Below are 25,402 nucleotides of genomic sequence, written 5' to 3' on the forward strand. Positions count from 1 at the left end.
GCTGTTTTCCTACTAATTTTTCTCAGCTCATCAAACTAATCATTGATTCGCTGTTTACTAGCCTTGGCGTTGCTTGTGCTTTGGGTTTTCGCAAATCACCATGACTCGACCGCGCCGTCTGATGACGCGGCATTTTTCACAAATTTTTTTTACTGAGGCTCGAACTTTCATGCTTTTTCTGGCGACGCTGCAAACATTGCATTATATCAGTTTTTGGGCGTTTATTTCTATAACTATAACTATTTACAAATTTTCAATAGCTACTCTTTAGTTATACTTATTTCTTTCTCAAACGATAAGTAATTCTTCCTTTACTCAAGTCGTAAGGAGTCAGTTCTACTTTCACTCGGTCTCCGGGCAAAATTTTGATGTAGTTGCGACGGATTTTACCAGAAATATGAGCGAGAACTTTATGTTCGTTATCTAGCTCTACGCGAAACATAGCATTAGGCAGTGATTCTGTCACCGTGCCTTCCATTTCAATTAAATCTTGTTTAGCCAAGTTTGTTAACCCTCCATTGCGAATAAGACGCGAATTTAAGTTATCTGAGTTTAGTGACTATCATTCTCGTCTTGGATTTTGTTGAGTATTTGGTTTAATATATTTTATCAAAAATTTACTAAATTCAACTAGCTACACAAAAACCCTATTATAATGATACTCGAAAAAGAAATCCAGAAAAAGGCAAACTTATTAAGTAAGTCTCGATCTGGCTAAGTATTCCTGTCGCTTACAACTAACTTTTTTCAAGAGTTATCAAGAAGCGATCGCCTCTAAGAGAGACTCAGTTACTTGTTCGGGATGGCGATCGCCGTCAATTGACTGCAACAATTGGCGCTGACGATAAAAATCGATCAAAGGTTCTGTTTGCTCGCGATAGACATCCAAACGCCGACGAATTGTTTCTTCAGTATCATCGAGACGACCTCGTTTAAGCAGTCGTTCAACCAAAACTTCATCCGGTACTTCTAAATTCAACACCCAATCGTACTTTTGACCCAAGCCTGCCAAAAGTTGTAACAAAAACTCAGCTTGAGTTACATTCCGAGGAAAGCCATCAAGAATCCATCCTTCTCGAGCATCGGATTGACTCAAACGTTCTCGAATCAAATCCAAAATCAATTCATCAGGTACAAGTTCCCCAGCATCAACATACTTTTGAGCCTTTTGTCCCAAGAGAGTATTTTCCTTAATCGCATTGCGTAGAATTTCCCCGGTTGAAATATGAGGAATTTCTAACGAACTCGCCAAACGTCCTGCCTGAGTACCCTTCCCTGCTCCCGGCGCTCCCAAAAAAATTAATCGCGTCACTCCTTCTTTTACACAGCAACCAAAAGAAGCAAAAGTAAAAAGAGCTAAGGGAAACATCTTTTTACTTTCTACTTCCTTAATGCGTGTCCTCCAAATTAATTATGTACAAAAAACATTTTTCAATTACTGCTTGACCATTCCTTCATAGCGCTGGGAGATCACGTAAGTTTGAATTTGTTTAGCTGTATCGATCGCCACACCCACCAAAATCAGTAAAGAAGTAGCACCAAAGCCTCTAAAGGTAGCGACATTAGTAGCACTTTCTACTGCGGTAGGTACTGTTGCCACAATACCCAGAAAGATTGCACCTAAAAAAGTCAAACGATTTAATACTCCCTCCAGATATTCGCTAGTAGCCTTACCAGGGCGAATTCCGGGAATACTAGACCCCATCTTTTTCAAATTTTGCGACATATCGACGGGGTTAACAATTAAAGAAGCGTAAAAGTAACTGAAGAACAGAATTAACAGCAAATAAGTCACCAAATAAGGCCAATCACCAGGTCTTAAAGCATTGGCTACTCCCACCAAAACTCGATTAACTCCTGCCAGAAAACCTGTACTTTCTTCAGGACTAATAAATCTAGCGAGAGATGAAGGTATAATCAAGACTGCTGAGGCGAAAATAATCGGCATCACACCACCTTGATTAAGACGCAAGGGCAAATAAGCAGTCCTTTCGCGATAAAGACGACGCCCTACTTGACGACGAGCAGAAATAATCGGGATGCGGCGAGTTCCTTCTTGGACGAAAACGATGCCGACAATCATCACTAAGAAAACCAAGAGCAAGATTACCACTTGAGCTACGGTTTCTCTACCCCCTTGTTGAGCAAACTCAATGGTCTGACCTAGAGTTCTTGGTAAAACTGCGGCGATGTTGACGAAAATTAGTAACGAAGCACCGTTACCAATTCCTCGCTCAGTAATCAACTCTGATATCCACATCACGAACATCGAGCCAGCAGTTAGTGCTAAAACTGTTTCAATCACAAACCAGAGTCCGGGATTAACCGCAAAAGGTCTGAGTAAACCGACTGTAATCGCCGTACTTTGAATAATTGCCCAGCCTAGTGCAACATAGCGAGTAATCTGAGAAATTTTTCTCCGTCCCGCTTCTCCTTCATTTTTCTGCAAATTTTCTAAGGCGGGAATTGCAGCAGTGAGAAGCTGCATGATGATTGAAGCATTAATGTAAGGTAAAATGCCCAGAGCAAAAATACCCAAGGCAGAAAGACCGCCTCCTGTAAAAATGTCCAATAATCCGGTAATCGGACTATTCTGAAGCTGTTCGGCAAACCTAGTGCGGTCAATTCCTGGTACGGGTATAAAAACGCCGAACCTGACTAAAATTATCAAACCAACGGTGACAAGCAGCCGACCTCGAAGCCCGGCAGCTTGTGCCATTTGCATAAAAGTTTCTTGAGCCGTTGGTGTTTTTTCTCGACTAACTACCATAAAGGGCTACCTCTAGAAAGTTGGCAGGGAGCGTAAGTTGCGAGGTTTTCCCCATCAAACTGCAACTTCCTCAATTGGAACTTGAGGAGCGAATTGCACCGAACCTTGTCCGTACCTAATGGTTAGATAATTATCCATAGGTAAACCGAGGTTCGAGCCGATCGCGTCCTAAGCGATCGCTTCGCAACTGCCACCAGCAGCCTCTATTTTTTTGCGGGCGCCAGCAGTAAAAGCCGCAGCTTTTACCTGAAGGGGAACGTTTAATTCTCCATCGCCGAGAATTTTCAACGGTCCATCATTGCTGGTAACGATACCCCTTTCCATCAAAGAGGCGAGGGTTACTTCTGTGTTGGCAGGCAGCGATGCTAACTTACTTACATTAATCGTAGTGTAACGGCGTTTGTTAACTACAGTAAAGTGTTTTAATTTAGGAATCCGGCGATACAGAGGCATTTGTCCGCCTTCAAAGCCTGGTTTGGTTCCGGTACCTGAGCGAGATTTTTGTCCCCGCATACCTTTACCACAACTAGCGCCTTGTCCGGCAGAAATCCCGCGCCCAACGCGGCGAGGGCGCTGTTTTGAGCCTTCTTTTGGTCCAATATTATTAAGTCTCATAATTTTCTTCCCATCTGCACAATATTTGCAGGCAAAAAAGTTTCTCCTAAGCGTAAAGCTTTTCGACCGAAACTCCTCTTTCTTCTGCTACTTCGGAAAAAGTACGGATACTTTCTAAAGCATCAATTGCTGCTCTAGCGTTATTTAAAGGATTATTAGAACCTAGTTGTTTGGCGAGAATGTTTTGCACTCCCGCAAGTTCTAAAACTGTCCTCACTGCACCCCCGGCAATTACACCTGTACCTGGGGCTGCGGGTCGCATCATTACCTTTGCTCCTCCGGAAACCCCACTTGTGGGATGAGAAATCGAGTTCGCTTTGGTGAGGGCAATATCGATCAGTTGTTTTTTGCCATCAGCAACACCTTTGCGGACAGCACCAATTACATCACTAGCTTTACCCACACCTACGCCTACTTGACCTTTTTCATTGCCAACGACGACGATCGCGCGGAAGCTAAGTTTTTTACCGCCTTTAACAACTTTACTAACGCGGCGGATTTGAATCACCCGCTCTTGCCAATTAGTTTCTTTTTCTTTAGCGCGGCTACTTTTGCGACGTTTTGCCATAATTAAATTCCTTTTTCTGACAATCCATAACTAAACTTAAAGTAAAGATAGATTAAAAATCTAATCCTGCTTCACGGGCAGCTTCAGCTAGAGCTTTAACCCGACCATGATAAATGTTACCGCCGCGATCGAAAACTACTTTTTTAATTCCTTGGGAGAGCGATCGCTCGGCGACTAATTTCCCCACTGCCGAAGATGCTTCACAAGTAGCGGCTGATTCCAATTGCGCTCTCAACTCTGTATCCAAAGTTGAGGCTGCTGCTAAGGTATGTTGCTTGGTATCGTCAATCACCTGAGCATAAATGTGCTGATTAGAGCGGAAAACAGATAATCTGGGGCGCTCTGACGTACCATTTACTTTTTTGCGTAACCGCCGATGACGGCGCTGAACTAATTCTTTGCGAGTTAACTTCATTTTTACTTCTTACCTGCCTTACCAGCTTTACGTCTCACCATTTCGCCTGCATAGCGAATACCTTTACCTTTATAGGGTTCTGGAGGACGAACGCCACGAATTTTCGCGGCGACGTTACCAACCACTTCTTTATTAAACCCAGTTACAATTACTTCCGTATTTTTTTCTACTGCCACGGAAACGCCTTCGGGCATTTCTATTTCTACGGGATGACTATAACCCACAGTTAGGATCAGTTTTTTCCCCTGTGCCTGCGCCCGATAACCGACACCTTGGATTTGCAATCGTTTCTCAAATCCTTTGGAAACACCTTCAACCATGTTATTTACCAAGGTGCGGGATAAGCCGTGACGCTGGCGAGCAACTCTCGAATCATCCCGTCGCAAAACCCGCAGGGTTTTATCTTCTTGCTCTACTTTAACTTGAGGTGGCAGCACCCGCTCTAATTGACCCTTCGGTCCTTTAACCGCGACTTTTTGCCCATCGATTTCCACGCTTACTTGATCGGGAATTTCAATCGGACGCTTGCCGATACGAGACATAATTAACTACTCCTTTGTTATTTGTTGTTTGCCATTAGTTCCTCTCAGTTACTGTTATTTTTTTAGTAACTAATGACTAATAACTACCAGACATAGCAAAGTACCTCGCCACCGATGCCCTTGCGTCTGGCTTCCCGGTCTGTCATGATGCCACTAGATGTAGAAATAATTGCAATCCCAATTCCACCTAAGACACGAGGCAATTCTTTGCGGTTCGAGTAAACTCGCAATCCCGGTTTACTGATTCGCTTGAGTTTTTTGATAATTGGTTGGCGGTTATTTCCCTTATATTTTAGGTAAATAACTAAATTCTTTTTAATTCCTTCGCCAACTTCTTCAAAATCACTAATAAAGCCTTCGTCTTTAAGAACTTGGGCAATGCTGCGCGTCATTTTTGTGGACGCTACTTCTGTAGTTAAGTGTCTCACCAAACAAGCATTGCGTATGCGGGTGAGCATATCGGAGATTGTGTCGTTCGACGCCATTATTGCCTTTTTTCCTTCCTAAATAATCAATAACTAACTACCTCGAAACGGCATTCCCATTTCTTTGAGTAACGCCCGACCTTCTTCATCAGTATTGGCAGTAGTAATAATGGAAACATCCATACCGCGAATTTGATCGATACTGTCGTAATCTATTTCGGGAAAAATGAGTTGTTCTCTAATGCCAAGGCTATAGTTTCCATGTCCATCAAAGCTTTTCGGGCTAACGCCACGAAAGTCTCTAATTCGAGGCAAAGCTAAATTAATCAATCTATCGAGAAAAGCGTACATCCTGTCAGAGCGTAAAGTAACCATTACACCTACAGGCATCCCTTTACGAATTTTGAAACCAGCGATCGCTTTTTTAGCTCTGGTAACGACTGGTTTTTGTCCGGTAATTGTTGCTAGTTCGCTCAGTGATGATTCTAGAGCTTTAGCGTTTTGATGTGCTTCCCCTAAGCCTCGATTAACTGTGACTTTGACCACTTTAGGAACTTGGTGAATGTTCGTGTAACCAAATTCTTCTTTCAGCTTGGGAACAATAATTTCTTGGTAAGTTTGTTTGAGTTTTTGTGTCATGATTCCTACTGCTTTTCCCTGGGCTTGGTCAGGGAACTAGGGTTGAGAATTATCCCCAGGTGAACTAATTGTATTTTAGTCAATTATTTCGCCTGTTTTTTTGAGCATTCTTACTTTCCGACCGTCTTCGGTAAAGGTATAGCTAATGCGACTAGCAACACCTTCTTTGTCGGAATAAAGCATCACATTAGAACTGTGAATTGGTGCCTCAAAGGTAATAATTTGACCTGTTTCTCCTTCTTGACGAGGTTTCACGTGCTTAGTTTTGACGTTGACTCCTTCGACGACTACTTTGCTGGTTTTTGGTATTGCCCGCTTAATTATGCCGACTTTACCTTTATCTCGACCAGCAATTACTTGCACTCGGTCGCCTGTTTTAACGTGCATTTTGTAGCGTTTGGGTTGTTGCTTTTTCTTGGTTGCCATTAGATGACCTCCGGTGCGAGGGAAACAATTTTAGTAAAATTTTTATCGCGCAGTTCCCGCGCTACAGGACCGAAAACCCGCGTTCCACGAGGATTGCCGTCGGCATTAATAATCACCGCAGCATTGTCATCAAAGCGAATGCTCATACCACTTTCGCGGCGCAAACTTTGACGAGTACGGACGATGACTGCTCGCACCACATCTGATTTTTTTACTCCCATATTGGGAATAGCGTCTTTGACGACGGCGATAATCACATCGCCAATACCGCCATAACGACGGTTGCTCGATCCTAAAACGCGCAGGCACATTATTTTGCGAGCGCCACTGTTATCAGCAACGTTTAGGTAAGACTCTTGTTGAATCATTTCCGTAAGTAAGCTTTGTAGGGGTGATTTATTTTTTTGGTTCTCAGTAAATTACTGGCATCGCGATCGCCAATTTTAAGTTTGAGAACTACTACTAATAATTTCTGTAACTGTCCACCTTTTGGTGCGGCTCAAGGGTCGAGTTTCGCGAATGCGGACGCGATCGCCTTCTCGACATTTATTTTCTTCGTCGTGTGCTTTATATCTTTTGGTATTGACGACGATTTTGCCGTATTTTGGGTGAGGAGAGCGGTTTTCGATGGCAACAACGACGGTTTTATTCATTTTGTCGCTGACTACAAATCCCACTCGTTCTTTTGCTGGCATTTGCTTTTACTCCTCTTCTGGTGCTGTGGATGCTGGGGACTCTTGAGTTGTCGTTGATTTTGCTGACGACTCTTGTTCGGCTGCTTTTTGCCGCTCGGTTTCTACAGTTAGTAGTTGAGCAAGGCGATGCCGTTTGTGCTTGAACTGGTGAGTTTTTTCTAATCTGCCAGTCCCCTTCAGCAGTCGCAGTTCAAACAATTCCCGTTTCACGGCAATAATATTTTCCGCTAATTCGGTATCGCTTAATTGTCTGACTTCTTCTATCTTCGGCAGAGGCATAATTTTTTCGACTCAGTAACTTTGAATTCTGGAACTGAAAACTGAGAATTCCTGGATTTAAAGGTACTCGTCTTCACGAGTAATAAACTTAGTTTTAATTGGTAGCTTTTGCGCTGCTAAACGCATTGCTTCGCGGGCTACTTCTTCAGGAACTCCAGCAATTTCAAACATAATTCGTCCGGGCTTTACTACGGCTACCCAATATTCGGGAGAACCTTTACCGGAACCCATCCGGGTTTCAGCAGGGCGCATAGTGACTGGTTTGTCTGGGAAAACGCGAATCCAAATTTTCCCACCGCGACGAATATAACGAGTCATGGCTCGACGTGCGGCTTCGATTTGGCGAGAGGTAATCCAACTTGGTTCGGTAGCTTGTAAGGCGAAGTCACCAAAGTTGATTGTGCTACCTCGATGTGCTAGCCCTCTCATCCGTCCGCGTTGTTGTTTGCGGAATTTAGTTCTTCTGGGACTTAACATGATTTGTCGTTTGTTGTTTGTTGTACGAGAAGAAGCTGCTTGGCGTGCTTCTACATTGGTTGTGAAAGATTACCGCTTCACGAACAAATCATCAAAATATGACTATTCAGAACGGTCTTCAAACTGCTGACGACGGCGTTGACGACGGGGAGTTGGTGTTTGGGGTGGAGGTGGTAATTCTTCTTGACCGGGAATAATTTCCCCTTTGAAAATCCAAACTTTCACTCCCAAGATTCCGTAAATGGTTCGGGCGGTGCGATAAGCGTAGTCAATATCGGCGCGTAAGGTGTGTAAAGGTACTCGACCTTCGCGAGTCCACTCTGTACGAGCAATTTCTGCTCCGTTTAAACGACCGCTAACTTGAACTTTGATTCCTTGTACTTCGGCTTTTTGAGCGCGTTGAATTGCTTGACGCACGACTCTCCGGAAGGAAACCCGCCTTTCTAGCTGTTGGGCGATATATTCAGCAATTAAGGCTGCATCAGCATCTACTCTGGCTACTTCGATAACGTTGATTCGGATTTGGCGAGAACCTCCTAAAAGTTCTTGTAAGCCAGTCCGTAGAGATTCAATGCCGCTACCTCCACGCCCAACGACTACACCTGGTCGAGCGGTATAAATTTCTAGGTCAATTTGATCGGCTTTGCGTTCAATTCTGACTTGAGAAATTCCGGCGTTATTTAGGTTTCTATCGACGTACTGCCGAATTTGGTGGTCTTCTTGTAAGAGTTCCGGATAGCGTTTGGTGTCGGCATACCAACGAGATAAATGTTCTTTGGTGATGCCAAGCCGAAACCCGATTGGATGAATTTTCTGTCCCATAAACTTTTTTATTCTTCCTCTGCTTCGGGAGCAACTGCGACGGTGATATGACAGGTGGGTTTGCGAATTTGATATGCCCGACCTTGCGCCCTAGCACGATAGCGTCTTAAACTGGGTCCTCGATCTGCAAAAGCTTTACTAACTACCAATGTAGTTGGCTCTAGCCCTTCGTTATGCTCGGCGTTTGCCACAGCAGAACGCAATACTTTCAGGATTGGTTCACAAGCTCGATAGGGCATGAATTCTAAGAGAATTAATGCTTCCCGATAGGAACGACCGCGAATTTGATCGAGAACTCGTCTGACTTTGTCTGGTGACATCCGCACGTAGCGGGCGATCGCTTTTACTTCTGCTGTAGTATCTATTACCATTGTTTTCTCCTGTTCGTGTCAGAGCGTCATTTGGGTTTGGTAATGAGCGCTTGACGAGCAAGCTGCGATCGCCGCTTAGCGCCGACCTGCTTTTTTATCGCTTTTTGCGTGTCCGCGAAAGGTTCGCGTGGGGGCAAATTCCCCTAGTTTGTGTCCGACCATTTGTTCGCTGATGAAAATTGGTACGTGCTGGCGACCGTTGTGTACCGCGATCGTATGACCGATCATCTGGGGCAAAATGGTTGATGCTCTTGACCAAGTTTTAATTACTTGTTTTTCACCTTTGGCGTTGAGCTTTTCAATTTTTGACAGCAAGCTGTCGGCAATAAACGGACCTTTTTTTAAGGAACGACTCATATTTTCTACTCGAAATCAATACAATTAGCACGTAACTAAGCATGAAGTATTTTTGATTGAAAAACACTTTGTCTTTACTGCATATATTCTTTACTTTGTCAAGAATTAGCTAGTTTATTTTTTACTTCAAGCTTCAGTTTGCTTAACCTCTACCCTTACCTCTGCTGCGACGACGCTCGATTAAGGCATCGCTGCGTTTCTTCGACTTACGGGTTTTTGCACCCAAAGTCGGTTTACCCCAAGGTGTTACCGGACTACTTCTACCAATGGGAGCGCGTCCTTCACCACCACCATGAGGGTGATCGACTGGGTTCATCGCACTTCCCCTTACTTGAGGTCTGCGTCCCAAATGTCTTGTTTTACCTGCTTTTCCTAAACTGATGTTTCGGTCATCAACATTGCCTACTTGTCCAATCGTGGCGTAGCATTCTTTCCGAACTTTACGCACTTCTTTAGAAGGCAATTTGAGCGTGACGTAATCTCCTTCTTTGGCTACCACTTGAGCCGCAGTACCAGCCGCACGCACAATCTGTCCGCCTCGTCCAGCAACTAGCTCGATATTGTGAACGTCAGTACCTAAAGGAATCTTACTCAAAGGCAAAGCATTGCCAATTTCAAAAGGAGATTCTTCTCCAGCCACAACTGTTGCACCAACCTGCAATTTTGCCGGACAGATAATATATCTTTTTTCCCCATCTTCATAAAAGAGGAGAGCAATTCTTGCATTCCGGTTGGGATCGTACTCGATCGCGGCTACTTTTGCGGGAATATTATGCTTATCCCGACGAAAATCTATCTGACGATAGAGGCGCTTATGTCCGCCACCCCTACGTCTACTGGTAATTACACCCCGGTTATTGCGACCTTTTTTCCTATGCTTATACTTGGTTAGAGATTTTTCTGGTTCGCTTTTAGTAACTTCGGAAAAATCCGAGATAGTCGCTTGGCGGGTTCCCGGCGTGTACGGTCGAAAAGAACGTAAACCCATAACTTATACTCAAAAATTAACTACACAGAAGATTAGTTATTTTCTCTCCCTAAACTTCTGGGAATAGGGTAATTGAATCTCCTTCTGCCAAAGTAACGATCGCGCGTTTATATCGGGGCTTGTAACCGATAAATCTACCGACGCGACGCTTTTTCGGAGGTCGATTCAAGGTATTGACTTTTGTTACTGTGACATCAAACAAGCTTTCAATCGCAGCTTTAATTTGCGGCTTACTCGCTTTTTTTGCCACATCAAAGACATATTTGTTCTGCTCTAACAAAATCGTTGCCTTTTCGGTAACAATCGGTCTAATAATTAAATCCGGTAATTCGCGGGGATCGCATTTATGTTTACTGGTCACTGTAAACCTCCTGAATTTTTGCCAGAGCCTCGCTAGTTATGACGATTTTGTCAGCTAAAAGCAAATCATAAATATTTAAACTCTCAGCTTTCATTAACTTTAAAGTGCTAATATTGCGGGCTGACAAATAAACATTGTCAGTAAATTCTCTCAGAATTAGTAAAACTTTTGCTCCAGGTTCTACTCCCCAGCGCTCGATTGCTTGTACCAATTCTTTAGTTTTCGGTCTTGGCAACTGCTCGGCAAAATTTTCGACGACGAGCAAATCTTCGGCGCGGCTATTTAAAGCTGTTCTCAGTGCCAGTCGCCGCTCTTTGCGGTTCATTTTGATATTGTAGTCTTTAGGTTTCGGACCGAAGATTACACCGCCGCCTTTCCATAATGGCGAGCGAATTGAACCTGCACGAGCGCGCCCAGTGCCTTTTTGCCGCCAAGGTTTGCGTCCGCCACCTCTAACTTCTGCTCTGGTTTTAGTCGAAGCTGTGCCTCGACGAGCGTTAGTCATTTGCCTTACTAGGGCGCGGTGGACGATGTGAGCAGCGCTTTCTTCTCTGGCAACTCGTAATTCTAAGCTTGCCTGCCCGACTTCTTCTCCTTGCCAGTTTTTAACTACACAATCAACCATCTCTTGTCCTTTGTCTTGTGCTTTGTTCTGTTCTTTGCTCTTGCCTTGGCTTTTGTCTGGTTCTTTTCTCCTTTTTCCAGAGTTGGCAAACTAGTAACAAAAACCAAGAACTACGAGCAATAACTATTTGTTTCCTACTTTGTTGGTGGGAACAATGTTTAATAACGCGCCCGGTTTCCCAGGAACAGACCCTTTAATTAGCAAGAGATTGCGTTCTGCGTCTACTTGGACGACAGTAAGTTTACGAATCGTCACTTGGGTTGCACCGAGTCGTCCTGCCATTTTCTTCCCTGGATAAATGCGACCAGGGGTGGTTCCAGGACCGATTGAACCTGGTTGTCGGTGGTTTTTGGAACCGTGAGACATTGGTCCGCGCCGAAAGTTATGTCTTTTCTGGTTTCCGGCAAATCCTTTACCAATACTCTTACTTTTAACGTCAACTATTTGACCGGGACTGAAAATATCAGCTTTGATTGCTTCTCCTAGTCCGAATTGAGCAATCTCTTCGAGACGATACTCTTTCAGATGACGCAAAGGAGGAGCATCTGATTTTGCTAAATGTCCCAATTCTGGCTTATTTAAAGCTTTCGGCTTAACTTCTTCATAGCCAACTTGGACGGCGTTGTAGCCATCAGTTTCTTTACTTTTAATTTGTGTTATGGTGCATGGTCCGGCTTGGATGACAGTAACAGGAATGGCAATTCCTGTTTCTTTGTCAAATATTTGGGTCATGCCGAGTTTTGTGCCGAGGATACCGACAGACACTCTTGAAAGCCCCTTTTTTCTAGACAACACTATATTTGATGGCGCGAGCGCATTTTTCTACGCAGAACTAACTATTTCTGCTCAAACTGCTGGTCTGCCATCAGAACTTATCCTCCTTAAGGAGGGGTTTAAGCTAATTTGTTTTGGCGATCGCCACTCAACCTGAAACTAAATTTATTTTTAGCTGAGGTCTCTTTGCGACCTAAAGATAATTGCACTCAACCGTTGCAAGTAACTTCTTACCTCGGTGATTGACTTTTTTAGTTATCTTTGACCGCTTGGACTTAAGGAAAATCATCCTCAGTATCCAAACTTTGCGGATGCTCTCACTAAGAGCCACACGAGGCAGCATTACCAGTCAAGAAGTAAGTTAGCTAATTCCTTAACTTGGTTGCACGGGCTAGCTTTTTGTCTCGCGGGCAAAACTTTTTTTGTTCAGGTATACACCTGAAAGTCAGCTTTGCCTTTTTAAGTTCCGCAGAAGCTTTCCTAGCTCAAGTCTAGAACCCACCAGCTAGTCAGCATTCACCTCTGCGCAGACCCAATTTGATTGAGTTGCAGTTTGGTCGTGCGGTCACAATCGTCTATCTTAACTTTTGACAAGCGATTAGTCAAGTCAGGCGAAAGTTGATTCTAGCTTAAGCACTCACATATATTAAAATACGAACAAAATATTCACAAAAATTCAAACGCGATGGCACTGATTGCAAGCGGGAAATCATTTATTCGTGACTTAGAAAAGTCAGGCGCATTAGGAGTATACGCCCCTTTAGAAGGTGGGTTTGAAGGGCGCTACCAGCGAAGATTGCGGGCGGTGGGATATGCGACATTAAATTTAACGGCTAGAGGTTTAGGAGACTTATCAGCCTATTTGACTCAGGTTCACGGTGTACGTCCACCCCATTTAGGGAAAAAAACTATTGGTCAAGATGCAGCCGTCGGACCGATCTATTTTGCACAACCGATCGCTGGTTATCAACTAGAAACTTTACCACCAAATTCTCAAGGGTTGGTATTGTGGATTATTGAAGGATATGTGCTTTCCCAAAGCGAAAAAGAGTATTTAGCTGCTTTACCGAAACAAGAGCCACGAATTAAAGTGGTCTTAGAAGTAGGTGGCGATCGCTATTTTCGTTGGGAGCCTCTCAGTGAAACCTTAACTGCTGCCTGAGATTTGATACTCTGGAAATAAAAGAGCTAACTAAGGGGGACTCCCATGATTGAAGAACGCGATTATACACTGATTATTGACAAAAGTGGCAGTATGTCGATAAAAGATCAGTATGGTGGCAAAAGTCGCTGGAGCGTGATGCAGGAGTCTACCCTAGCTCTAGCTAGTAAGTGCGAAGAGTTAGACCCGGATGGAATTACGGTTTATACTTTTTCTGGTAAGTTTCGACGCTACGATAACGTTACTGCCAATAAAGTAGGACAAATTTTTCAGGAAAATGAACCTTCTGGGCGTACCGATTTAGCTAAAGTCCTAGAAGATGCGCTTAATGACTATTTTCAGCGTAAAACAGCAGGGCAAACGAAAGCAAATGGAGAAACTATTTTAGTTGTTACTGATGGTGAACCTGACGATCGCAAAGCGGTGATGCGGGTTATTGTGGAAGCATCTCGACGTATTGACAAAGATGAAGAGTTAGCGATCTCGTTTATTCAAGTTGGTAACGATCCTGATGCGAAGAAGTTTCTCAAGATTTTAGACGATGAATTGCAATCGGCGGGTGCTAAATTTGACATTGTGGATACGGTGACGCTGGATGATATGGAAGATATGACTCTCACCGAAGTGTTACTCAATGCGATTATTGATTAAAGCGATCGCCAAATCTAGACTAAATTGGTGAAAAGTCGATCTCACCAAGTAAGCATTTTGGGTGAAGCTTAGGCTGAGTCGTAGGTTATCGTAGAGGGGGTAGAGTAATGGAATCAATCGACGATCTGTTAGCGGAAATTAAAGCTGAAGGCGATCGCCAAGATCGCCAATCTGAAAAACTCTCTCCCAAGCCGTCAGAGTCTCGAAATCAGTCATCTTCACCCATGAATAAACAAAATCGGGAATCTTCCCCCATCGACGATTTATTAAGTGAAGTAAAATCTGAATTAGATTCAGAAAAACCTAAATCTCAATCTCGAACTGACTCCCTCACCAACAATTTATTAAATCAAGTTAAAACTGAGGTTGAGCAAGGTAAACAGCAATCTTTTTCTCGCCCTTCTCATCTGAATAATACCTCATCTGAGTCATCTTCTTCCAGGTTAGATGACTTATTAGCAGCAGTGGAGTCTGAGGTAAAAGAAAACAAACCAAAACCGCAAAATCAAGTTACCCCACCTCAACAAGTTAAACGTCCCTCCAAGCAACGATATACTCAGCCTAGTAGTAATTTTCTCGGCGAATTAAAATCTGAGTTTGAAGAGAAACAGCGCGAAGAAGAAAAACGCCGACAAGAACAGCTTAAAGAACAACAAAGACAAGAACAACTGCGACTGAAAGAACAACAAAGACAAGAACAACTGCGACAACAGCGACGTAGAAAAGCCTTAGAAAGTAAAGCGAAAGAGTGGCTGAAAAATTTAAACCCCAACTCCGAAGAAGGATTGTGGTTTGAAGAGTTTTCCTATTCTTACGAGTCTAAACTAGAAGCAGCGATCGATTACCTAGAAGCTTTACGAGAAACTCGCTCAATTTAAACTCAGATTAGCTTTAATTTTACCGTTTTTCTGCTCAAAGAGTGTTGAAAAATGCTTGGTAGTTGATCGCAGGAAAGATATCCTTTTATTGCTGGATCGAGTTAGTCGCAAAGAGCAACTAAAGCAAATTTTATCCCTGATGACCAACGCTCAACCAACTAGCATTAATATAGTTGTCAAACATCGCATTGGCAAATCTTCTTTATTAGATCGTAAATCCAAACGAGCAAACTCTCTACCCATCTTGGCTTCAACCCACTTGTCACCTCGTAAGTCATCGAGGATTGCTATACAAACCTTCAGCAATTAATAACTGTTCTAAATTATTGACTAATAAATTAATATTATTCAATAAAACTGACTGCGATTCTGAATTCAAAGAATTAATAATATTATTAATTTGTTCTGCTAAGTTCTCAGGGACTTTATCGCAAAGTGTCAGAACTTTTTTAAGAATACGTTTTTCCCCTGGATGAGGGATAGAATTAAGCGCAAAAATAATATCAAAATAACTGGCTAACAATGCAGTAGTTCGATGTAAAACACTGATGCGATCTTGGCGAGATACTGCTAATTGTAACTGATGGGTATAAGAAGAAATATTTTGCTTCAGGATGGGATAATTTTTAGCAATAATTGCTTTTTTCAGCGATTCAGGATAAGGTTGTTTAGACTTTTCTTGTAGTTTCTTAAACCAACCATTTCGGTCAAACAAACTCACAGAAGTTAAGACATTCCACCATAAACAAGTAGAATAACCTACCGATGCTTGATGGTGAATCAAAGTGCGATCGATTTCGCCTTCGATCCACTGAGGATTACGATACATAATATCAACCCCTATTCCCAACTCTGTCACAATCCACTCATCACCCGTTTCCCAAAATTGATTATTTATTTCTATTTTCTGGGCAAACTTTTTGGCGATCGCGGTTCTAATTTCGATAGGAATATCCTCTTCTATATAGACATAAAAATCATAGTCTGACTGTTCATCTGAGGCTTGATTCGTCCGCGAACCTGCCCAAGCGATTGCGACAACTTGAGGGAGAACCGCAAATTCAGCAGCTACCTGTTCCGCTAATGGGGGAATGCTAGGATTCCCCATAAAATATTGAGAAAACATCTAATCTTTACCTGGATTCTTAGTTTCCAACGAACTGATCAAGGGAGAAGAAATGATTCTCTTCCCATACCAAGCAGCCCCCTGTAAAGCCGCTTTATCGTTAAGAATGACATAAATCGGAATCCCCTTTAAGAAATTGACCATCTTATCTTTATTGAGGAAATTTTCCATAAATAGGGGTTCTTGTAGCTTATTGAGAATACGAGGAGGAATTCCGCCACCGATATAGACTCCTCCAGTAGCCAAAAACTTGACCGCAGCGTTGGCGGCTTCAGACCCTAAAATGGAAACAAACATATCCAGTGCTTGCACGCAAATAGGACATTTGTTATTTAAAGCTGCGTTACTAATAGCCGCCGCTTTATCCCCTTGAGTCATTTCTTGAGCTAACCATTCAGGGGTGGTAGTATTAGAGCGATCGAGCAGAAAATCATACATCCAAACTAAACCCGGACCCCCTAACATAATTTCATAACTCACCCGTCGGTATTTTTGCTGCACATATTTAACCAAATCCATCTGAAGCTCATTTAATGGGGCAAAATCAGCGTGTCCACCCTCAGAAGCGATCGCATGACTTCTACCTTCCACTTCAATAAGTGCTGCTTCTCCCAAACCTGTTCCCGGAGAAACGATCGCGCAATTTCCCCCTGGGATGGGATCGCCCTCATTTAACGTCACTAGCTCATCTTCTTGTAATGTCTTCAGTCCGTAAGCATTAGCCTCTACATCATTAAGTAACTTGACGGGGAGTCCTCCACTGACTTCCACTAACTTAGTAGCATCAATTTCGGGCCAAGGTAAGTTAGTTAATTTACATTTACCTTGCTTAACTGGACCAGGTAAGCCAAAACAAGCAGCTTTTAGCGAATATTCACAGTTAGTAATAAAATGTTCGACGATCGCCTCAAAAGAATCGTAATCTCTACATTTATAAATTTTTTGTGTAACTACGGATAAATCCATGTCGAACACAGCTAATCTACAATTTGTTCCACCTAAATCACCTGCTAAAATCATCAATAAAACTCCTCACAACTTAAAAATTAATGACCAAAGATCGACAATTCTCTTGATTATGAATATCAACCCCATCTCTTGTCAAATTGGCGAAAGGAACTTCATGAGTAACAATGGGTTTAAGGTCGATCGCCTGAGTACAAATTAGGTCTAGAGCCTGACGAAAATGATGGGGAGCATAACGATAACTTCCATAAATCTTGAGAGAACGATAATGAATTAAATTCGGATCTCCTTGAAACTTAGTTCCTGGGGGCGTTCCACCAAACCCTACAGCCGTCCCGCCAGATCGTAAGAGCGTCAAGGATTCTTCATAGGTTTGTCCAGAACCGACGGCTTCAATCACTACATCAGCCCCATATTCTCCCGTTTCTGCCCTTACCACTTCCTGAAGAGACTCTTTGCTGATATTGACAGTTCGAGTCGCCCCCAATTCTGTTGCTTGTTGCAAAGATTCATCGTGTTTTCCAGCAACAATGATTTTGGTTGCCCCTCTCAACCGGACTAATTGGGTAAAAGCGAGTCCCACACCCCCATCCCCGATAATCACCACACAGTCAGCCAGTTTAATGTGAGATAAGTCCATTCCCTGAAGGATGCAAGCAAGGGTTTCGGTAAAAGCAGCAAATTCATAGGGAATTGAGGCAGGTAATTCAAAAATCCCCTGAACCAGCGTTGGGGGAATATAGACATATTCAGCCATCGCCCCGGATTGTAACTTAGTGGGAAACAGACAATGACCAAATTCTTCCCGTTGACAATAAAAACAGTCACCGCAGGGCTTTTCTGGGTTGACTGTAACTCGCATTCCTTCTCGAACATGAGTTACCCCATCTCCCACTGCTACCACGTCTCCGGCAAACATCCGACCAAAGATGACAGGGGGAGTATGTTTAGCATGACCGACTAAAACAGCCCTAGCGTGCATCGCACAAAAAAAGCATTTTTTAACTTGAATTAAGACTTCTCCTGGTTTTGGGGAGGGTCGTTCTCTAGTTTCTAAACGAAAGTTTTCACGACCTGCTCCATACCAAACTGCAACTTGCATGGTTGTCATCAGCACCTCCAATCAATAATCTTATAGTTTAAGAAATTCCTCAAGCTGAGATTGAGTAATTTGTTCGAGGGAACTGAGAGTGACATCGGCTAAGGCAAACTGTGGTTCTTCTCTACTTTCTGGGGAGGGAACGGCAATACATTTCATTCTGGCTGCTTTAGCACTGATAACACCGTTAAGGGAGTCTTCAAAAGCAATACAGTTAGTGGCTGGTATGCCTAGGCGATCGCTGGCAGTAAGATAAACAGCAGGATGGGGTTTGCCGAAGGGTTCTTTTTCTGCTGAGGTAATGACCTCAAACACATTGGTTAATTCTAATCGTTGTAAAACACTAGTCACTAATGTCATCGAAGATGAGGTCGCTAAACCCAAAGGAACCTTCATTTTTTTACATAGTTGTACTGCCTCGATCGCACCAGGCATTGCTTGTCCAACGGTTATAATTAGTTCCTTCATGCGGTTGATAAGTCTCTCAACAATTTGAGGTTGGTTAAAAGAAATGTTAGGGAATTTATCCGCCCAATATTTAACCACTTCATCGGTTCGTAACCCCATTGTTTCAGAAGACATTGTCTTAGTCAGAGAAATACCAATAGTTTCAAATACTTCTATTTCAGCTTGTTGCCACAAGGGTTCACTATCAATAAGTAACCCATCCATGTCAAAAATAAAGGCTTTTTGTCTTTTTTTCATGGAAAAATCCCTTAAGCCTCTAAATCTACCACCGTTCTTGTTCCTGGTTGAGGACTCCAATAGGTTAACTCCTGGGACAGTTGTTCCAGGGGAATAAATTTTCCTAACAGTTTCTCAAAAAAGGCTTCATCTTGTTTGATATAGTCGATAGCGGCTGTAATGGTTGCGTCTGTTGCACCCGCAAAAGAGGTTAAAACTGTCACCTCTTGCATAAATAATTCCTGGGGAGACATGGGTAAGGTAATATCGGGTTTGGGAACCCCATAAATAAACACCAAACCACCTTTACGCACTAAAGCGAAAGCCATCTTTAATCCACCAGGTGAACCGGAACATTCGATCGCTAAATGAAAGCGATCTGGCTCTGGTTTTTCTACTCTTTCTATTCCTAATTTATCTAGCCAAGGTAGTTGATTTGGCGTAATATCGTAAAGGGATATTTGTCCTTGAAACTCAGGTGAGCGATCGAGTAAATAGGTCATTAATGTGCCGGAAATTCCCCCACCAATCACTAGGGTTTTGGGTTGAGAAACCGGGAGTAATTTAAGGGTAGCTAAAATGCGGTTGAATCCATGAACGGCACAACTTAACGGCTCAATTAAAACCCCTAAAGCGGGATTAGAAAATTGAAACGGGTGTAAGGCATTTTTAGGTACGCAAATTTTCTCAGTATACCCGCCATCTTCATTAACTCCCAATTCTTTAAGGTTAAGACAATGACTGGTTAATCCTTCAACACAATAACTACATTTACCACAAGAAAGCTCGTTATTTAAAGCAAAATGACCGCTCCGTTCGGGTAAACTACAAACGACTTCATGACCTAAAATACAGTCTTTTTCTATCCCCGTCTGCATCAATTGTTGGTCAGTTTTACATACTCCCACAAATTTAACATCAGCCACTAATTCGTCTGGTTGAGAAGTTTGTGGTGTGGGAACTTGACGGATTTCTATTTGTTTAGATTGAGATAAAATTGCTGCTTTCATTGCTTTCATTAAATTATTAATTTAACACAAAAATATTATTTGATTACCTTACTTTTAAACTGTTGTAAATTTCAACTTTGTAGTTGAGCTTTTATAGCAGCGACAAGTAAACAACGAGCGAAGCATATGTTAGCAAATTTTGCCAACAATGAGGATATCCTTACCAACTTGTTTGCTGCTATAGTACAAAACCTCAAACTCTTTCTTCTTACTTAGTTAGGGAACTTTTTCTAAAACATAAATAGCTCTGTCCGAGGAAGGAAGTAACTTTTCTCGTTGATAGTTTCCATATGTCTCTACCAGTTTTAATCCTGTTAAATGAGCTTGTAAGCGAATTTCATCAGTTAGAATAATTCCATGTTTTAGAGAATGACTCCCTTGAAAAAATGTTTCTTCGGATGATATGGAATATTGTTCAATTCCCATTTGATACATTCCTACAGGATCGTAAGCTCGATCTTCCGTGATTCTGAGGATACTTCCATCAGATAATTGACGCTGACGAGTACGAGTTCGACGATATCCTCTGTGCATATAGATAGCAGGATTGTCTAGAATAATTAACAGACGTGCTTTCTCTCGCAAATGTGCTGAGACACATTGAAAAAATTGGTGACGTTTTTCGACCTCTGGGAGATAGCTTAAAATTTCTCCTGATAAAAAAGCAAAATCAAATTGCCGTTTTAAGTCAAAAAGGGAAATATCTCCATGAATCAGTTCAAGCTTTTCTTTTTTTAACCATTGACTAAGATTTATTTTGGCTTCATTTAGCAATCTTTCCTCAATTTCTATCCCGGTAACTTTTGCTCCTTTTTCTAGCAAGGGTAAACTAAATCGCCCTGTCCCGGAACCTAATTCTAAAACTTCCATTCCAGGAGTAATATAAGAGAGGACAAATTCTTTATATGCTTCTGGGAGAGTAACCAGTAGATTATAAAGCTGTCCGTTAGAATAGGGAGAATGCAATTCCTTACGGGCGATAAATCGCTGTAAACCTAGAGATGGATAATTATTTACCTTTGTGAGGGGTTCTTCCTCTATAGTTAAGTTGGCAGTCGCAAAACTTAGTAGAAGTTCTGAGCGAGTAATAATCGCGGTTGTTCCTTCAGACTCGCAATGACGAATGCCCTTAATCCAATTTACTTCTGCTAATTGAGTTCTGCTTTCTCTGGTCTCGATACTATCATCCCAACGTCTCTCCATCAATCCTAAATTGCCTGGATCGACGACCAAAATAACAATTCGTCCATCGCGACGTAATTTTTGAGCTAAAGCAACAATTTTTTGATACCGTTCTTCTATTTGATAGATTTGTGCTAAAATATCGGGAAGCAGAATGATAAGGTTATATTCGGTTTTTTCCCCTTCCGAAGAGGTAATGGCTTCGAGATCTTTGTCGATATATTGTGTTATCTTTTTTGAGGAAAGTCCCCATTTTTTAGCTAAAATATCAAAAATTTTGCCTGCCTTGGTGCCAATGATTGCCATTGGACTATCTAACCGTAGAGCTGCTAAGTTATTGACTAAGTCATCAACGCTAATACAATTCATTTCATCTTAACTCCTTGCCCAATTTTTGTAGAACTTGATTTAATACCCCAATCATCCGATCGATTTCTTCGTAAGTGATATCAAGATGAGGGGCTAATTTAATAACATTCAAATTATAACCGCCAGTTTGCAGAATCATCCGCCAAGTTTGATTATCCCAAATAAAGTCATTATCTTGGGCGATCGCGGCAGCTAAATTGGCTGAATTGTTGTAGGGTTGCCCTTTCTCATCAGCAAATACCATGTTGAGCAATAATCCTAACCCATCCACACTATACACAAAGGGATAACGAGCTTGAAGTGTTTGTAATTGCTCAAGAAAATATTGACTTTTTTGGGGGATTGATGTTTCATAGTTCTGTGCTAACATATAACGCCATGAAGCCAAGGCAGAAGCAGTTCCTAGAGGATGATTAGCAAAGTTACTATGAGCATGACCAGGGGTGAATTTTTCCGGATGTACTAAGTCTTCTCTCGCCCAAACTAAACTTACTGGACTTAATCCATTGGTAAAGGATTTACTGAGGGTAATTATATCGGGTACAAAGCCAAAGTGTTCAAAAGCAAATAGTTTTCCCGTGCGATACATACCGACTTGAATCTCATCATCAATTACGAGAATATTTCGCTGTTTTAAGTCTTCAACAAAGTTGCGGTAAAAGTCTTTAGGGGGAATGGTATAACCTCGACCTTGACAGGGTTCGATGACAACAGCACCTACTTCTGAACTGTTAACACTAGCAATGCCATAATACTCATTAGAAAATGCTTTCCGAATCATTTTGGCACAGTAGAGATCGCAGCTTTCTCGCTCTTTTTCGTAAAAGCATTGCTGACAGTTAGCAAAGGGAAACATAATCGACTTTTCTGGAAATTCGTTATAATATTCCCGATAGCGATGGCTGCTCGAAAGATTAAGGGTTCCTAAAGAACGCCCGTGATAGGCTCCCATCATTACCGCTACTTTATTTTTTCCTGTATTTTTGCGGACGATTTTTAGGGCATCTTCAACAACTAAAGCTCCACCAACATTGAAAGAAACTCGACCTTTTACTCCCGTTCTTTCATAAATCGCATTAACAACTTCTTTGGCAATTAATAATTTTTCTTGGTGTAAAAAATCTCCATTTGCTTGAGGTAAAATCCCCATTTGTTTGACAACTGCTGTTTCAATTTCAGGATTTCGATAACCAAAGTTACAGCTAGAATGCCACATTCCTGTGTCTATGTAGGAGTGTCCTTCATCATCAAAAATGAGTCCGCCTTGACAGCCATTAACAATAATCGGTCTTTTCTGATAATGTACTGTATCTCCCCAGGAAAGATATTCTCGATCGATTTCCCGAAGCTCATTACTATTAACTTTAGTTTTGTCAGTAACTATTTGTTTTATTTCTGTTACTTGATGTAGTCTATCATTGGAAATTATCTCCTTCAACTCAAAATCAATAAAGTCAGTCATTTTTCAGTATATAACCTCAAAGTTTAGTTGATTTAACCTTCAGTTAACCCAATTATGGCTCACTCGATCTGCGAATGTCAATATATAAATATATATGAAAAAAATCTCTGTCATTTTCTCTTTTTCGATCGATTCTCATGTTGATTATTTCTTGATTTCGGAGAGTGACAGAAGCATTTCACGAGTAGCGATCGCTCGTTATCTATCTCAAGAAAGATTTTTATTTTTTAGCAGGAGTTAATAACTAAATGACTTTGTAGTTGTACAAGCGATCGCGCCCATTTCTAGTTATATTATTCAACGATCGGATGGGGTTTAATGGTAAGCTTTTGGGCATTTTTACTTACTATATCGCCTTTTTTTTACCTCTAACTCAGGTTACTTACTATTGAAGATCAATTTCCAATCATTTTTCATACTGACAACTTGCCAGTTATTTTTTCGTGCTGCATTCAAAGAAACATCACCTGGTTCTGAGTAAGCGAATTCTCGCTGTTTGTCATCATGATCGATCAGTAATTGAAAAGAGGGGTTTTCTTGTATCTGAGAATAAGTTAACATTCCAATATCTCCCTCTGAGCGAACATTTCCAGCTACAAAAATAGGTTGCTTACCAATGAAGAGATCGATGGAAACTGGTTTCGCTAGCTGGTCGTTATATAAATTAAGTTCATCTTTTCGCCAAAGTACCAATTTACCATCTTTTGCAGTTAATTCTTTGATGGTAGAACTGCCAATTACTTGTTGAGGTGGAATCCCATACATTTTTAAAGAAATTGCCCGAATAAAATCCAATGCACCTGCCGAACAAATCCAAGTTTGAAAGTCATTATTCCGTAAATATTCCATTAATTCTACCATCGGTTGATAAGCAACCTCAGTATAAAGAATATTTAGGGTAGGATGATTAGCTTTAGCAAAAAAAGCTTTTACTTCTGCTTGATATTCCTTTTCGGGCATATTAGCAAAAGCGGCAGCAAATACTATCATTCCTGTTTCTCTTTTATGAGTATCAAAGTAGTCGTTATCATCTTCTAATGCGGCTTTAAACGGTTGTTTGTCTTGTAAACTCGGAAAGGTTTTTACCATTAATTTTAACCGTTCCTTAACAAACATCATTTGAATAAAAGGTTCTTCGGGCCAAAGGGTACCATCATTATCAAAAACGGCAATGCGATCTTCTAGAGGAACAAAATCAGGACTGTCTTCTGTGGTAACCCGGTTTACAAATTCAATTATTGACGTTTTGGCAATTCCTTGATTCCAACTGGGGAGAGGATCGATTGTTTGGGCTTGGGCAACTAAATTTTGCGAAAGTAAATAACTAATAAAGGCGATCGTCAGAACGAATAAGGTAGTTATTTGGTAAAAATGCTTTTTCTTCTCGTCAGATATTTTCATCTTAAATAAATACTTGCTGGAGACTCACACTGTAAGGGGCTGTGGGGAGAAAAGCAACTACTAACTAAACTGCTTTCTCCCGTAGATTTAGAACAAACTTAATTGTTCACCTTCGTTTATCGGTTCTAGCTCTTCTGTTGTCTGGCTGGCTAGATCTTCTGTTGTATCGTTTGATTTATCAGCACCTTGACCAGTTTTGGCTAGATAGATTCCTTGCATTATTATTGCAAAACCCACTACGTTAAAAACACTTAAGTGTTCGGCAAAAATTATCCAAGCTAAAATACCAGCAACTATGGGGTCGAGAAGTAAAACTAAAGAAACAAAGCTTGAAGAAAAGTGCTTGAGACTATAGACTACTAAACCATGTCCCACTACTTCACAGATCAATGCCAAACAAACAATAGCTAACCATCCCGTCCAACCAATTGGAAAATATTGCTCTTCCCAGATTAGGACGACTGGAAGCATAAAAATTGCGCCTAAACAACAACGCCAAAATAGGATGATTTCTACGTTAAACTTAACTCGCAGTTTTTCGAGAATGAGAAAGTTAACTGCATAAAATAAGGAAGACGATAAAGCAATCGAATCTCCGATAAAACTACTGCTTGATTTGAAGAAATCTTCATACGCTAAAACTGTCGTTCCTACTATAGCAAGTAATAGACCAAGCAAGAAACGAGAATCAAAACGCTGCTTTAAGAATAACCATGCTCCTAGGGTAACAAATAATGGTGTTAAGGAGCCTAAGACATTAGCATTAGCTATGCTGGTTTGACCTATGGATATAGTCCAAAGTAATCTGCCTGATAAATGAAAGATTGCAACCCCTACAAAAAGTAAAATATCTCCTATTTTATAGGACGATTCTGATTCAGAGGATTGATTTGGTAATTCGGAGGACTGATTTGATTTTGGCGTGCGGAATTGACTAATTCCATTCAATACACCAAAACATAAACTAGCCATCCAAAGACGGTTGAAAACAATTGTATTAGCACTATTTTCTTGAAGACAAATTCTGATCAATATTGCTGTTATAGAAAGTGCTATTAGTGCAATAATCAATCCCATTAGGGCGATCGCGTTACTATCCGAGTTTTCCTTGTCTTCTCTTAATACCAGTTTCTTAACGATCATTGGTTTTTATTGAGTATATGGCTAAGAATTTAAGTCGTTATTAAATTAATACTTGAAGATAGACTGAACCAGCCCTGCTTATAGGGATAGTAACCTCTATAGTTAATTGGGATGTGCTTT

At 41.5% G+C, this 25,402-nt stretch carries 35 protein-coding genes; 4 read left to right on the forward strand and 31 right to left on the reverse strand.

Annotated elements, in window-relative coordinates:
• Positions 1-57 precede the first annotated feature (57 nt).
• From rpmJ to rplC, 22 genes are all read right to left on the reverse strand, one after another.
• Positions 58-171 carry a 50S ribosomal protein L36 gene (gene rpmJ, locus G3T18_RS06210; protein WP_073069333.1) on the reverse strand — a complete coding sequence of 38 codons (114 nt, stop codon included), beginning with the start codon at positions 169-171 and terminating at the stop codon, positions 58-60.
• A gap of 106 nt (positions 172-277) precedes the next feature.
• Entirely contained in the window at positions 278-502 is a 225-nt protein-coding gene (gene infA / locus G3T18_RS06215; RefSeq protein ID WP_224409672.1) for a translation initiation factor IF-1, read from the reverse strand.
• Between the two features lie 255 nt (positions 503-757).
• Positions 758-1,312: an adenylate kinase gene (locus G3T18_RS06220; protein ID WP_224409734.1), complete on the reverse strand. Its 555-nt coding sequence runs from the start codon at positions 1,310-1,312 to the stop codon at positions 758-760.
• 123 nt (positions 1,313-1,435) lie between these two features.
• On the reverse strand, positions 1,436-2,770 hold the full coding sequence (gene secY / locus G3T18_RS06225) for a preprotein translocase subunit SecY (protein ID WP_224409673.1): 1,335 nt from the start codon (positions 2,768-2,770) through the stop codon (positions 1,436-1,438).
• A 168-nt stretch (positions 2,771-2,938) separates the two neighbouring features.
• Positions 2,939-3,385 (reverse strand): 50S ribosomal protein L15, encoded by a 447-nt coding sequence (rplO, locus tag G3T18_RS06230; RefSeq protein WP_224409674.1) that lies wholly within the window; start codon positions 3,383-3,385, stop codon positions 2,939-2,941.
• 46 nt (positions 3,386-3,431) lie between these two features.
• On the reverse strand, positions 3,432-3,953 hold the full coding sequence (rpsE, locus tag G3T18_RS06235; protein ID WP_224409675.1) for a 30S ribosomal protein S5: 522 nt from the start codon (positions 3,951-3,953) through the stop codon (positions 3,432-3,434).
• Between the two features lie 52 nt (positions 3,954-4,005).
• Entirely contained in the window at positions 4,006-4,368 is a 363-nt protein-coding gene (gene rplR / locus G3T18_RS06240; RefSeq protein WP_224409676.1) for a 50S ribosomal protein L18, read from the reverse strand.
• Positions 4,369-4,370: 2 nt separating this feature from the next.
• Positions 4,371-4,910: a 50S ribosomal protein L6 gene (rplF, locus tag G3T18_RS06245; protein ID WP_224409677.1), complete on the reverse strand. Its 540-nt coding sequence runs from the start codon at positions 4,908-4,910 to the stop codon at positions 4,371-4,373.
• Positions 4,911-4,993: 83 nt separating this feature from the next.
• Entirely contained in the window at positions 4,994-5,395 is a 402-nt protein-coding gene (gene rpsH, locus G3T18_RS06250) for a 30S ribosomal protein S8 (protein ID WP_224409678.1), read from the reverse strand.
• Positions 5,396-5,428: 33 nt separating this feature from the next.
• Complete coding sequence (rplE, locus tag G3T18_RS06255) at positions 5,429-5,974, reverse strand: 50S ribosomal protein L5 (RefSeq protein ID WP_224409679.1); 546 nt, start codon at positions 5,972-5,974, stop codon at positions 5,429-5,431.
• Between the two features lie 75 nt (positions 5,975-6,049).
• Positions 6,050-6,400 carry a 50S ribosomal protein L24 gene (rplX, locus tag G3T18_RS06260; protein WP_224409680.1) on the reverse strand — a complete coding sequence of 117 codons (351 nt, stop codon included), beginning with the start codon at positions 6,398-6,400 and terminating at the stop codon, positions 6,050-6,052.
• The gene (gene rplN, locus G3T18_RS06265; RefSeq protein WP_224409681.1) at positions 6,400-6,768 is read right to left on the reverse strand and encodes a 50S ribosomal protein L14; all 369 of its coding nucleotides are present in this window, start codon (positions 6,766-6,768) and stop codon (positions 6,400-6,402) included. The genes rplX and rplN overlap by 1 nt, the downstream gene beginning before the upstream one ends.
• Positions 6,769-6,843: 75 nt before the next feature.
• Entirely contained in the window at positions 6,844-7,095 is a 252-nt protein-coding gene (gene rpsQ, locus G3T18_RS06270) for a 30S ribosomal protein S17 (protein WP_224409682.1), read from the reverse strand.
• Positions 7,096-7,101: 6 nt separating this feature from the next.
• The gene (gene rpmC, locus G3T18_RS06275; RefSeq protein WP_224409683.1) at positions 7,102-7,374 is read right to left on the reverse strand and encodes a 50S ribosomal protein L29; all 273 of its coding nucleotides are present in this window, start codon (positions 7,372-7,374) and stop codon (positions 7,102-7,104) included.
• Between the two features lie 57 nt (positions 7,375-7,431).
• A complete protein-coding gene (rplP, locus tag G3T18_RS06280; RefSeq protein WP_224409684.1) occupies positions 7,432-7,851 on the reverse strand; it encodes a 50S ribosomal protein L16 in 420 nt (139 codons plus the stop codon).
• 102 nt (positions 7,852-7,953) lie between these two features.
• A complete protein-coding gene (gene rpsC, locus G3T18_RS06285; protein WP_224409685.1) occupies positions 7,954-8,673 on the reverse strand; it encodes a 30S ribosomal protein S3 in 720 nt (239 codons plus the stop codon).
• 8 nt (positions 8,674-8,681) lie between these two features.
• A complete protein-coding gene (rplV, locus tag G3T18_RS06290) occupies positions 8,682-9,044 on the reverse strand; it encodes a 50S ribosomal protein L22 (RefSeq protein ID WP_224409686.1) in 363 nt (120 codons plus the stop codon).
• A 75-nt stretch (positions 9,045-9,119) separates the two neighbouring features.
• Positions 9,120-9,401: a 30S ribosomal protein S19 gene (rpsS, locus tag G3T18_RS06295; protein ID WP_224409687.1), complete on the reverse strand. Its 282-nt coding sequence runs from the start codon at positions 9,399-9,401 to the stop codon at positions 9,120-9,122.
• A 142-nt stretch (positions 9,402-9,543) separates the two neighbouring features.
• On the reverse strand, positions 9,544-10,389 hold the full coding sequence (gene rplB / locus G3T18_RS06300; protein WP_224409688.1) for a 50S ribosomal protein L2: 846 nt from the start codon (positions 10,387-10,389) through the stop codon (positions 9,544-9,546).
• A gap of 49 nt (positions 10,390-10,438) precedes the next feature.
• On the reverse strand, positions 10,439-10,750 hold the full coding sequence (locus tag G3T18_RS06305) for a 50S ribosomal protein L23 (RefSeq protein WP_224409689.1): 312 nt from the start codon (positions 10,748-10,750) through the stop codon (positions 10,439-10,441).
• Positions 10,740-11,375, reverse strand: coding sequence for a 50S ribosomal protein L4 (gene rplD, locus G3T18_RS06310; RefSeq protein ID WP_224409690.1), 636 nt, complete (start codon positions 11,373-11,375; stop codon positions 10,740-10,742). The genes G3T18_RS06305 and rplD overlap by 11 nt, the downstream gene beginning before the upstream one ends.
• Positions 11,376-11,498: 123 nt before the next feature.
• A complete protein-coding gene (gene rplC, locus G3T18_RS06315; protein WP_224409691.1) occupies positions 11,499-12,140 on the reverse strand; it encodes a 50S ribosomal protein L3 in 642 nt (213 codons plus the stop codon).
• 694 nt (positions 12,141-12,834) lie between these two features.
• Between rplC and ndhN the strand changes: the two genes are divergently transcribed.
• From ndhN to G3T18_RS06330, 3 genes are all read left to right on the forward strand, one after another.
• The gene (gene ndhN / locus G3T18_RS06320; RefSeq protein ID WP_224409692.1) at positions 12,835-13,311 is read left to right on the forward strand and encodes an NAD(P)H-quinone oxidoreductase subunit N; all 477 of its coding nucleotides are present in this window, start codon (positions 12,835-12,837) and stop codon (positions 13,309-13,311) included.
• Positions 13,312-13,356: 45 nt separating this feature from the next.
• Complete coding sequence (locus tag G3T18_RS06325) at positions 13,357-13,962, forward strand: vWA domain-containing protein (RefSeq protein ID WP_224409693.1); 606 nt, start codon at positions 13,357-13,359, stop codon at positions 13,960-13,962.
• 107 nt (positions 13,963-14,069) lie between these two features.
• Positions 14,070-14,840 (forward strand): salt stress protein, Slr1339 family, encoded by a 771-nt coding sequence (locus G3T18_RS06330; RefSeq protein WP_224409694.1) that lies wholly within the window; start codon positions 14,070-14,072, stop codon positions 14,838-14,840.
• 274 nt (positions 14,841-15,114) lie between these two features.
• Here G3T18_RS06330 and G3T18_RS06335 read toward each other — a convergent pair whose 3' ends face one another.
• From G3T18_RS06335 to G3T18_RS06365, 7 genes are all read right to left on the reverse strand, one after another.
• Entirely contained in the window at positions 15,115-15,966 is an 852-nt protein-coding gene (locus G3T18_RS06335) for a DUF4037 domain-containing protein (protein ID WP_224409695.1), read from the reverse strand.
• On the reverse strand, positions 15,967-16,986 hold the full coding sequence (gene glk, locus G3T18_RS06340) for a glucokinase (protein WP_224409696.1): 1,020 nt from the start codon (positions 16,984-16,986) through the stop codon (positions 15,967-15,969).
• 19 nt (positions 16,987-17,005) lie between these two features.
• Positions 17,006-18,043 carry a zinc-dependent alcohol dehydrogenase gene (locus tag G3T18_RS06345; RefSeq protein WP_224409697.1) on the reverse strand — a complete coding sequence of 346 codons (1,038 nt, stop codon included), beginning with the start codon at positions 18,041-18,043 and terminating at the stop codon, positions 17,006-17,008.
• A 21-nt stretch (positions 18,044-18,064) separates the two neighbouring features.
• The gene (gene hxpB, locus G3T18_RS06350; protein WP_224409698.1) at positions 18,065-18,736 is read right to left on the reverse strand and encodes a hexitol phosphatase HxpB; all 672 of its coding nucleotides are present in this window, start codon (positions 18,734-18,736) and stop codon (positions 18,065-18,067) included.
• An 11-nt stretch (positions 18,737-18,747) separates the two neighbouring features.
• Positions 18,748-19,734, reverse strand: a complete 987-nt coding sequence (locus G3T18_RS06355) for an alcohol dehydrogenase catalytic domain-containing protein (protein ID WP_224409699.1) — start codon at positions 19,732-19,734, stop codon at positions 18,748-18,750.
• 207 nt (positions 19,735-19,941) lie between these two features.
• Complete coding sequence (locus tag G3T18_RS06360; RefSeq protein ID WP_224409700.1) at positions 19,942-21,276, reverse strand: class I SAM-dependent methyltransferase; 1,335 nt, start codon at positions 21,274-21,276, stop codon at positions 19,942-19,944.
• A 1-nt stretch (position 21,277) separates the two neighbouring features.
• Positions 21,278-22,738 carry an aspartate aminotransferase family protein gene (locus tag G3T18_RS06365; RefSeq protein ID WP_224409701.1) on the reverse strand — a complete coding sequence of 487 codons (1,461 nt, stop codon included), beginning with the start codon at positions 22,736-22,738 and terminating at the stop codon, positions 21,278-21,280.
• A gap of 94 nt (positions 22,739-22,832) precedes the next feature.
• On the opposite strand from G3T18_RS06365, the gene G3T18_RS06370 reads away from it, so the two are divergent.
• The gene (locus G3T18_RS06370) at positions 22,833-22,979 is read left to right on the forward strand and encodes a hypothetical protein (RefSeq protein WP_224409702.1); all 147 of its coding nucleotides are present in this window, start codon (positions 22,833-22,835) and stop codon (positions 22,977-22,979) included.
• A gap of 137 nt (positions 22,980-23,116) precedes the next feature.
• Here G3T18_RS06370 and G3T18_RS06375 read toward each other — a convergent pair whose 3' ends face one another.
• Positions 23,117-24,139 (reverse strand): HAD family hydrolase, encoded by a 1,023-nt coding sequence (locus G3T18_RS06375; protein WP_224409703.1) that lies wholly within the window; start codon positions 24,137-24,139, stop codon positions 23,117-23,119.
• Between the two features lie 87 nt (positions 24,140-24,226).
• A complete protein-coding gene (locus G3T18_RS06380) occupies positions 24,227-25,216 on the reverse strand; it encodes a DMT family transporter (protein ID WP_263480285.1) in 990 nt (329 codons plus the stop codon).
• Between the last annotated feature and the right edge of the window lie 186 nt (positions 25,217-25,402).

Origin of the sequence: Oscillatoria salina IIICB1 (assembly GCF_020144665.1) — a bacterium.
Classification (GTDB): Bacteria; Cyanobacteriota; Cyanobacteriia; order Cyanobacteriales; family SIO1D9; genus IIICB1.